Genomic DNA, 9,820 nt, shown 5'->3' with positions numbered 1-9,820 from the left:
TAATAAGATAGACATTGATTTAAAGGATCAGAGGGGGTATATTAAAAAATTATACGTTGATGGGTTACTTGAAAAGAAGAAGAGCACTATATTTTTCAATAAAGCCTTAGAATATTCAAAAAAATATAAAGAAATAGAGTCAAGTTGGAAAATATATACTGCAATTGGTGATTATTACTTTGATAAAAAGGATTATTTGTATGCAGTAATTTACTATCTTGAGGCTTGTGGTATATTAAAGGATATAATTCTTCGATTACCTGTGCAATATAGATTAACTTATATTAAATTAAATAATGCGTTGAAGCCTTTTAATAAATTTCTATGTATTAATAATTATTATAAGAGTAATAAAGATATGAAAGTGTTGGTATTTAAGGCTGTTGTGGTTAGTGATGAAGAAGGACTAATAAATCTACTAGGGCAAGTAAATCATAAAGATATTTTAAAGAATAAGAACTTTATTAAGTCTATAAAAAAAATATATTCATCTTCCCTTCATGAAGATATCCATGACCTAAGTGGTGTGTTAGAAAATCTGCAATCGGATAATGCGAAAAACTTAGAACTTATAATTGATTATTTGGTCTATATAACGTTAGCAACAAGGGGAACTATTATTATTATGAGTGATAATGACAAAGATTATAAAGTTATTGCATCTAGTGATAGAAGATATGAATTGCCACAAAGCCAAGAGGTATTATCTAAAATTTTAAGCATAGAGAGAGCAGTTTTAGTAAATGATGCATCTTTTGAAAAAAATATAAATGGGGATATAATTAATATCCATAATGCTTTAAAAGCATCCATTTGTATTCCTGTTATTATGGAAAACACAAATGAAAAGGGCTTTATTAAAAATGAGCGAAGAAAAAATACACATGATAGTAAGCATGTGATTGGATATATATACATTGAATCACAAAGGGCATTAAATAATATTAACAATGATAGTATGAAAAAATGTATGGAGCTCAGTAAGGTTATAGGTATGATAATTGAAAAATATAAGTTCAGATTAAGCTCCTCTATTGATAAATTGACTGGAACACTTACTAGAAAATATCTAGAAGAGGCTTTAGGTGAACAAATTGAATCAGCAAGTAAAACTGGAAGTGAATTTTCTCTTATTATGTATGATTTAGATCATTTTAAAATGGTAAATGATAAGTTTGGACACAGGACAGGAGATTATGTATTAAAAAGGGTATGCGATGTTGTGAGAAGCAATCTGAGGGAAACAGATATTGTAGGTAGATATGGTGGTGAAGAGTTTATTGTTATTCTTCCTGGTACTGGTATTTGCGATGCTGAACTTGTGGCTGAAAAACTACGATGCAAAATAGAAGGAGAAAAAATACTAGATAATAGACATGATGTTACCGTAAGTTTGGGAGTTGCTACGTATCCTCTTCACGGTGAGTGGCAAGAGGAATTAGCCCAGAGGGTAGATGAAGCTTTATACGTTGCAAAAAATCAGGGACGAAATAGATATGCTATTTGGAATAGTGAATTTTCTAAAAAGGCTAAAAGAACTGATAAACTTACTGGAATAATATCTGGTAATGCGCTTCAAGACCATAGAAATGTGCTTGCTATGATAGAATTAATTGAGCTTATAAACATAAATGCAAGCAGAGAAGATAAAATATATAGTTTATTAGGTAGAATTATTGAAATTACAGAAGCACAAAATGGAATTTTGTTTATTATGGAGAATGAGAATATTATTTGCAAATATTCAAGAAGGATTTTAAAAAATGAATGGATGGATATAGATACGTATAATGAGAAAATAATAAAATCTGTAATTGACAGTAAACAGGGAGTATGCAAGATAGATTGGGATACAATAACTGAGTATGATGCGATTACAGGTGTTCCAAATTGGCAGTCTGTTATGGCTATTCCATTGATTCAAGGTGACTCGATAAAAGGAGTATTATACCTTACGGAATCAACGCAGGCAAAAGAATTCGGGTTTGATGATTTTAACTTTGTAAATACTCTAGGTAAGATAATTGTTCCAATACTATAGCAATTCAACTTCGTCAGGTCTTTGGTGTTTGTTTAATATGCTACCTATACGCCCTCAGTAACTTTTTGCTGGGGGTTTTATGCCCTTGTAATAAATTATAAAATGTTCATTCGGTAAAATTATTTTAGTTTAAGTAGGAACAATCAGAGTAATATATAATTTTGTTTTTCATCTATAGTATAGACAAAATAAAAATGTGGAAAGATAGATATATAAAATGATTTAGCTTGATGGCAGCAAGGAATAAAGTGGTGTATAATGAATATAATAGGTGATTTTTTATTATCGGTAGGTGTCATGCAAATTGTATGGTGCAAGTTTACAGGATATGAAGCACTTAATAAGTGTTTTAAACTCTCAAAGAAAGTATAAGGAGGACATAAATGAAGTTTATAATAGGAAGTACATACCATGGATTTAAGTTAACAGAGGAGAAAAATATAGAAGAGTTAAATTCGGTGACAAGATTGTTTGAACACGTGAAAAGTGGAGCCAGGCTTATGCATATAGAAAATGATGATGATAACAAGGTGTTTTCTATAGGATTTAGAACACCACCTAAAAATAGCGATGGGCTTCCACATATACTAGAACATTCAGTGCTTTGTGGCTCTAGAAAGTTTCCAACCAAGGAGCCTTTTGTGGAACTCATAAAGGGATCTTTAAATACATTTTTAAATGCTATGACTTTTTCTGATAAGACAATATATCCTCTAGCTAGTAAAAATGAAAAAGACTTTTTTAATCTTATGGATGTGTACTTAGATGCAGTTTTTTATCCAAACATATATTCGGAGCCAGCAATATTAATGCAAGAAGGTTGGCATTATGAATTAGAAAACAAGGAAGACAAACTAACTTATAAAGGTGTAGTTTATAATGAAATGAAGGGTGCATTCTCGTCTCCAGAGGGATGCCTTATGCGGAAGGTTCAAGAATCCTTATTTCCAGACACTTCTTATGGTGTGGAATCCGGTGGAGATCCAGAATTTATACCAGATTTAACGCAGAAGGAATTTTTAGAGTTCCATAAAAAATATTATCATCCGTCAAATAGCTATATATTCTTATATGGAGATGGAGATATTGATAAACAGTTACAATTTATTAGTGAAGGCTATTTAAATGATTTTGATAGAATTCCCGTAGATTCAGCTATTAAGCTTCAAAAATCGTTTAGTAGCATGGAAGAAGTTAAGATAGAATATCCTATTTCCGATGATGATGATGAGAGGGACAAAACTTTCTTAAGTATGAACTTTGTATCAGGCGATAATATTAGCCAGCCAGAACTCCATTTAGCTTTTGAAATTTTAGAATATTTATTATTAGAGAGTGCGGCAGCGCCTTTGAAGAAAGCACTTATCGATGCAGATCTTGGAAAGGATGTATTCGGAAGCTTTGATAATAGCATATTGCAACCTGTATTTAGTATAGTAGCAAAAAACTCTAATGAAAGTGAAAAAGAAAAATTTAAGGAAGTTGTATTTACAACTTTGAAGAATTTAGTTAAAGAGGGAATAGACAAAAAACTAATAGAAGCTTGTATCAATATTACGGAATTTAAACTTCGAGAAGCTGATTTAGGTGGATTCCCAAAAGGATTATTCTATTATATAACTAGTATGGACAGCTGGCTTTATGACAAAGATCCAACTATGCATTTAGAGTATGAAAGCTATTTAAGTAAAATAAAAGCTGCGTTAACTACTAATTATTTTGAAAATCTTATTGAAAAGTATTTAATAAATAATACCCATAGTTCTATGGTCATATTGAATGGCAAAAAAGGCCTTGCAGAACAAAAGTCAAAGGCAGTAGAAGAAAAACTAGCTAAGTATAAGGCGAGCCTTTCAGAAAAACAAATAGATGAAATAGTGCAAGGTACAAAAGCTCTTAAAGAAAGACAAATGGCACCAGATTCGGTGGAAGTGCTTGAAACTATTCCTTTACTTGAACTTTCGGATATTGAAAATAAAGTAGAACATTTACCTTTAAAAGAAAAGGATGAACAAGGGGTAAAGGTACTATCTCATAACATATTTACTAATAAAATTGGCTATATTAATCTACTATTTGATGCTAAAAAAGTAGATATGGAGTTACTACCTTATGTAACCTTATTATCAACTATTTTAGGAAGGGTAAGTACGAAGAATACAAATTATTCTGATTTATCTAATGAAATTAATATTCATACTGGTGGAATTCATTTTACTACAGAGGTATATGGAGAAAGTGGAGATTTTGAAAAATATAGCCCAAAGCTCGTAGTAAAGACTAAAGCACTAGTTCCTAAGATTCCTAAGTTATTTGATTTAATGGCAGAAATAGTTAGTACAACTAAATTTGATGAAAAGAAACGTTTGAAGGAGTTAATTCAACAATTGAAATCAAGGCTAGAAATGAAGATTGTTGATAGAGGCCATATGGTAGCAGCTGGAAGACTTACTTCTTACTTCTCACCAGCTTCCGCTTATATAGAAAGCACTACAGGAATATCTTTTTATAAATTTATAAATGAAATAGAAAAAGATTTTGATAAAAAATCAGAAGAAATTATTGGGAATTTAAAAAAGGTAGCAGAGCTGATATTTAACAAAAACAACCTTATAATAAGTGTTACTGGAGAAGAAGATATATATACTGCTTTTGCGGGCGAGTTACCTAAAATTATGAATATATTAGGAGAAAACAAATTGCCAGATGCAGAATATAATTTTAATTTAAATAAAAATAATGAAGGATTATTAACTTCATCAGATGTTCAGTATGTAGCTAAAGGCTATAACTTCATTAAGCAGGGATATTCCTATTCAGGCAAGATGTTAGTACTTAAAACTATTGCTAGTCTCGACTACTTATGGAATAGAGTACGTGTGCAAGGTGGTGCATATGGTGCTTTTGCAAACTTAGCTAGAAGCGGGAATGTAGTTTTCGTATCTTATCGTGATCCTAACGTGAAAGAGACTTTAAATGCTTACGATGGAATATGTGATTATATAGGAAACTTTGAAGCTTCAAAGAGAGAAATGACCAAATATATTATAGGAACAATCAGTGAACTTGATTCACCATTAACACCTTCTATGAAAGGTGAGAGGGCAACAGCATTTTATATAAGAGGTATTACTGAGGCGCAAAGACAAGTGGAGCGAGATGAAGTATTAAGTACAAATGCAGAGGATATTAAGTCTTTTAAACCACTATTAGATGATGTTATAAAAGGAAACTATTTTTGTGTGCTGGGAAATGAAACTAAACTTAAAGAGAATAAAGACATATTTATTGATTTGGTAAATGTATTTAAATAATGTAGAGGTGCCTTGCGGCACCTTTTTTAAAAGGAGGATTTATATGGCTACTAAAGCACTTTTCACATACAACTATGGCGGAGATAAAATTAAAGATATAGAAGCTTTCGGGTATGATATAGAGGTAATGAAAGAGCAGGATTTAATTTATAGTGAAAAACTTGCGGACATAGAAGTTTTAGTTTGTTATGATCCATTTAGAACGCTTGATATAAAGAAAATGAAAAAGCTAAAATGGATTCAATTATCTAGCATAGGAATTGATCAACTGCCAATGGAGTATGTTAAAAACACTTCTATTATAATTACGAATAATAAAGGTGGTTACAGTATACCTATGGGGGAATGGATTGTATTAAAAACACTAGAGCTTTTTAAGAATAGCAAGGGTCTATATGAGAATCAAGCTAATAGAAAATGGAAAATGGATACTAGTATTATGGAACTATATGGTAGAACTATAGGGTTTATAGGGACCGGTACTATAGCAATGGAGGCAGCTAAAAGATTTCAAGGCTTTGGGGTAAACATATTAGGTGTAAATACAGATGGTAGAGATATTCAATATTTTGATAAATGTTACGACATGCGTGAGCTTGATTATATGCTAAAGCTATGTGATGTGGTTGTGGGTACAATACCATATACCAAAACTACTCATCATTTAATTAATGAAGATAGATTTAATGCAATGAGAAACGGAGCTTTTTTTATAAATGTAGCGAGAGGTAGTATTGTGGATGAAGTTTATCTAATTAAGAGCTTAAGAAATGGAAAGCTCGCAGGTGCAGCAATAGACGTATATGAAGAAGAACCTTTAAAAGAACATAATCCATTATGGGATTTAAACAATGTTATATTAACTTCTCATAGTTCATGGATATCAGAGATGAGAAATGAGAGAAGATTTGATCTTATCTATAAAAACATGAAAAAATATGTACAAGGTAAAGAGTTAGTAAATGTAGTAGATTTGAAAAAAGGGTATTAAATATTCGGGGCATTATAGGCGGTTACTTGCCACGTGCTTTGCGAGCGGTACCAGAGGGGGAAATTATTATGAAAGCAGAAATATTAGCAGTGGGAACAGAAATATTACTCGGAGATATAGTCAATACAAATTCACAATATATTTCTAAGAGACTTGCGGATTTAGGAATATCAGTTTACCATCAGTCAGTAGTTGGAGACAATCCAGAAAGGCTTTTGGAGGCATATAGATTAGCTTTTAGTAGAGTTGACCTAGTTATAGCTACCGGAGGACTAGGGCCTACAAAGGATGATATAACTAAGGAAATAGCTTTTGAGTATTTTGGGAAACAAAGTGTGGTTCATGAAGCTTCTCTAAAAATTATTGAGAGTTATTTTAAAGACATGAATAGACCAATGGGAGAAAGCAATAAAAAACAGGCGTATTTTCCAACAGATGCAGTGATACTTCCTAATAATAATGGTACAGCACCAGGATGTATAATTGAGGAGAATGAAAAGATAATTGCACTTTTACCTGGACCACCTTGGGAAATGAAACCTATGTTTGAAGAGGCTGTAGTTCCTTATCTTCAGAAGTTTCAGCAAGGCGTATTAGTTTCAAAGGTGCTAAGAGTTATTGGAGTTGGAGAGAGTAGCGCGGCAGAAATGATAGAAGATATATTGGATAATCAGACTAATCCGACTGTTGCACCTTATGCTAAAGCAGGAGAAATGACATTTAGAATTACAGCAAAGGCTATTACTGAGGTCGAAGGAATAAAACTTATTGCGCCTATGGAAGCAGAAATACGTAGCCGACTTGGCAGCAACATTTATGGAGAAGGAAATGCTACATTAGAAGATGTACTTTGCGAAATGCTGGTAAATAAAAAGTTAACTATAGCAACAGCTGAATCTTGCACAGGGGGAATGGTAGCAGCGAAGCTTATAAACTCCCCAGGGATATCTTCTGTGTTTATGGATGGGGCGGTGACTTATAGTAACGAGGCTAAAATCAATAGATTAGGAGTTTCGAGAGAAACATTAGATAAGTACGGTGCAGTAAGCAGTGAAGTGGCAGAAGAAATGGCGCGTGGAATAGCAAAAACGGCAGGTACTAGTATTGGAATTTCAACCACTGGTATTGCGGGTCCTGATGGCGGAAGTGCTGAAAAACCAGTTGGACTTGTATATGTAGGTTTATATATAAATGGTGAAGTTAAAACCAAGATGCTTAAATTATCCGGTAATAGACAAAAAATACGAGAAAGAGCAACTATGGAACTTCTGGACTTAGTTAGAAGAGAACTCTTGTAACTTACAAGAGAGCTCTTGTAACTTACAAGAGAGCTCTTGAAGCTTACAATTTTAAGCTTGGAAATGTTAACTGTTAACTAAAGAAAGGTGGGGTATAATTGAAAACCGAAGAAATAAATATATGTTTAGTGGGATTTGGAAATGCAGCACAGGAATTTTGTAGAATGTTAATAACGAATACCGTAGAGATTAAAGCTAATACAGGGCACGCTATTAAAGTCACAGCTATTGCAGGTAGGTCTAAGGGTGCAATTATTAACCGTGAGGGCATAGATCTTGCAAAAGCCTTGATAGAGGTAAAGAACACTGGAAGCTTTGATGCTAGTGCACAGGATACTGTTACTATGGAGACATTGCAGGTTATAAGACACTGTAGTGCTAATGTATTAGTTGAGCTGAGCACTTTATCTATTTATGATGGAGAGCCAGCAATAACTCATATTGAGGCTGCTTTTGACAAAGGAATGCATGTTATAACAGGAAACAAAGGTCCGATAGCTTGGAAATATCAAAAGCTTCGTGATAATTCAAAAGAGAGAGGTCTACAATTCTTATATGAAACAATAGTAATGGATGGCACTCCTATTTTTAATTTCGTTAAATATACGCTACCAGGATGTAGAGTTCTATCATTTAGAGGGATATTAAATTCTACAACTAATTTTGTGCTAGAAGAAATGGAAAGTGGAAATAGTTATGAAAATGCGATTAAAGAAGCTAAAAGAAGAGGGTTTGCGGAAGAAGATCCTTCAATGGATATGGATGGATGGGATGCGGCGGCAAAAACTGCAGCATTACTAAATGTGTTAATGGATACAAACATAAACCCTACTGAAATAGACAGACAGGGAATAGCGCATATTACATTAGAAGATATAGAAAATGCCAAAGACAAACAGTGTAAAATTAAGCTAATATGTGAGGGATATATTGAAGGTAACAAAGCAAAAGGCATAGTGCATCCAGTTTATATAAATAATAATGATACATTAAGTAGTATTGATGCTACATCTTCTATATTATGCATAACAACTGATTTAATGGGAGAAGTACAGATAGTAGAAAAAAATCCTGAAATTCAGCAAACTGCTTATGGTGTATATAGTGATTTACTTACACTTATAAAAAATTTATAGTAAGATTATGACTATAAAGTATGACATAAAATAGACTCGTATACTTACTTGAATGTTTATAAGGTGAAAAAAGAAAAATAATCATAACTGTAAAGGCACATGTCAATATTGATATGTGCCTAAAGTATTTAAAAAAGATAACCTATATAAGGTAATTCTATGAATTTACAAGTTTTATCTAGTAGTAACAGGTGGAACAAAAACTCTTGCTGCCAGTTCGCTGTCTAACATATAAAGGCTTGTAGGATCATCATTTATTCTTCCGAGTCTCTTTATAAGAGCACTGAAATTAGCTTCTTCCTCCACTTGCTCATCAATAAACCACTTAAGCAAGCTTATAGTAGCATGTTCTTTCTCTTCAGTAGCAATGTCAGTAAGGTTATAAATTTTACTAGTTACAATTTTTTCATGAGCATAAGCTGCTTTGAAAACATCAAGAAGTGACCTGTACTCATTTTCAGGGTTAGGCATTCCTTCTAGTGTTATTCTTCCGTTCATTTCATTTACGTAATTATAAAATTTCATTGCATGGAATTTTTCTTCTTCAGCTTGTATTTTAAAGAAGTTAGCGAATCCATCAAAATCTTCTGCGGCGCAATAAGCTGCCATAGCTAAATAAAGATGTGCAGAATAAAATTCAAAGTTTATTTGTTTGTTTAGTTCACTTAATAATCTTTCGCTTATCATAATAATCCTCCTAGTATTTCGCTGGGGCACAAAACAATGAATATCCCCTTAGAAACGTCAATTTATAATATTATATACCACTGTTTAAATGTTGATAATCGTTTTTAACTAATTATAAATATTAAACGATATTAGTATTATACACCTAAAGTAGTTTACTGTATATATTATTACCTAATGTAAAAAAAATATTTGGTAATCTTAGGCAAAGGATTATGGTAATAATTTTTCTAAATTTAGAATTCCTGCACCTTGCATATATTTTGGGGAATTTATTAAGCTTGACGATACCTTTAATAATGCCAATGTATCTTTGAAGCATAAATCTTTATTGTTCTCATAGAGGAGAGCAC

Annotated in this window: 6 protein-coding genes; 5 read left to right on the top strand and 1 reads right to left on the bottom strand. The window is 32.3% G+C overall.

Features of this window, described 5'->3' with window-relative positions; translation table 11 throughout:
• The 5 genes from JJE11_RS08240 to JJE11_RS08220 all read left to right on the top strand — a co-directional run.
• Positions 1-2,041, top strand: a 2,041-nt coding sequence (locus tag JJE11_RS08240; protein ID WP_291634441.1) for a GGDEF domain-containing protein, incomplete at its 5' end; no start/stop codon positions are given.
• 383 nt (positions 2,042-2,424) lie between these two features.
• On the top strand, positions 2,425-5,355 hold the full coding sequence (locus JJE11_RS08235; protein ID WP_291634439.1) for an insulinase family protein: 2,931 nt from the start codon (positions 2,425-2,427) through the stop codon (positions 5,353-5,355).
• A 43-nt stretch (positions 5,356-5,398) separates the two neighbouring features.
• Positions 5,399-6,346 (top strand): phosphoglycerate dehydrogenase, encoded by a 948-nt coding sequence (locus tag JJE11_RS08230; protein WP_291634437.1) that lies wholly within the window; start codon positions 5,399-5,401, stop codon positions 6,344-6,346.
• Positions 6,347-6,414: 68 nt separating this feature from the next.
• Entirely contained in the window at positions 6,415-7,644 is a 1,230-nt protein-coding gene (locus tag JJE11_RS08225; RefSeq protein ID WP_291634436.1) for a competence/damage-inducible protein A, read from the top strand.
• A gap of 98 nt (positions 7,645-7,742) precedes the next feature.
• The gene (locus JJE11_RS08220) at positions 7,743-8,780 is read left to right on the top strand and encodes a hypothetical protein (protein ID WP_291634435.1); all 1,038 of its coding nucleotides are present in this window, start codon (positions 7,743-7,745) and stop codon (positions 8,778-8,780) included.
• A gap of 174 nt (positions 8,781-8,954) precedes the next feature.
• On the opposite strand, the gene JJE11_RS08215 is transcribed toward JJE11_RS08220, so the two are convergent.
• Positions 8,955-9,467, bottom strand: a complete 513-nt coding sequence (locus tag JJE11_RS08215) for a ferritin (RefSeq protein ID WP_291634433.1) — start codon at positions 9,465-9,467, stop codon at positions 8,955-8,957.
• Positions 9,468-9,820: the final 353 nt, after the last annotated feature.

It is taken from the genome of Clostridium sp. (genome assembly GCF_016650095.1).
Lineage (GTDB): Bacteria > Bacillota > Clostridia > Clostridiales > Clostridiaceae > Clostridium_AD.
Note: the sequence above shows the minus strand (reverse complement) of the source record. Positions and strands in the feature narration are given on the sequence as shown.

Coding starts and splice junctions, on each gene's coding strand:
- JJE11_RS08235 (WP_291634439.1), top strand. CDS start 2,425: ATGAAGTTTATAATAGGAAGTACATACCATGGATTTAAGTTAACAGAG.
- JJE11_RS08230 (WP_291634437.1), top strand. CDS start 5,399: ATGGCTACTAAAGCACTTTTCACATACAACTATGGCGGAGATAAAATT.
- JJE11_RS08225 (WP_291634436.1), top strand. CDS start 6,415: ATGAAAGCAGAAATATTAGCAGTGGGAACAGAAATATTACTCGGAGAT.
- JJE11_RS08215 (WP_291634433.1), bottom strand. CDS start 9,467: ATGATAAGCGAAAGATTATTAAGTGAACTAAACAAACAAATAAACTTT.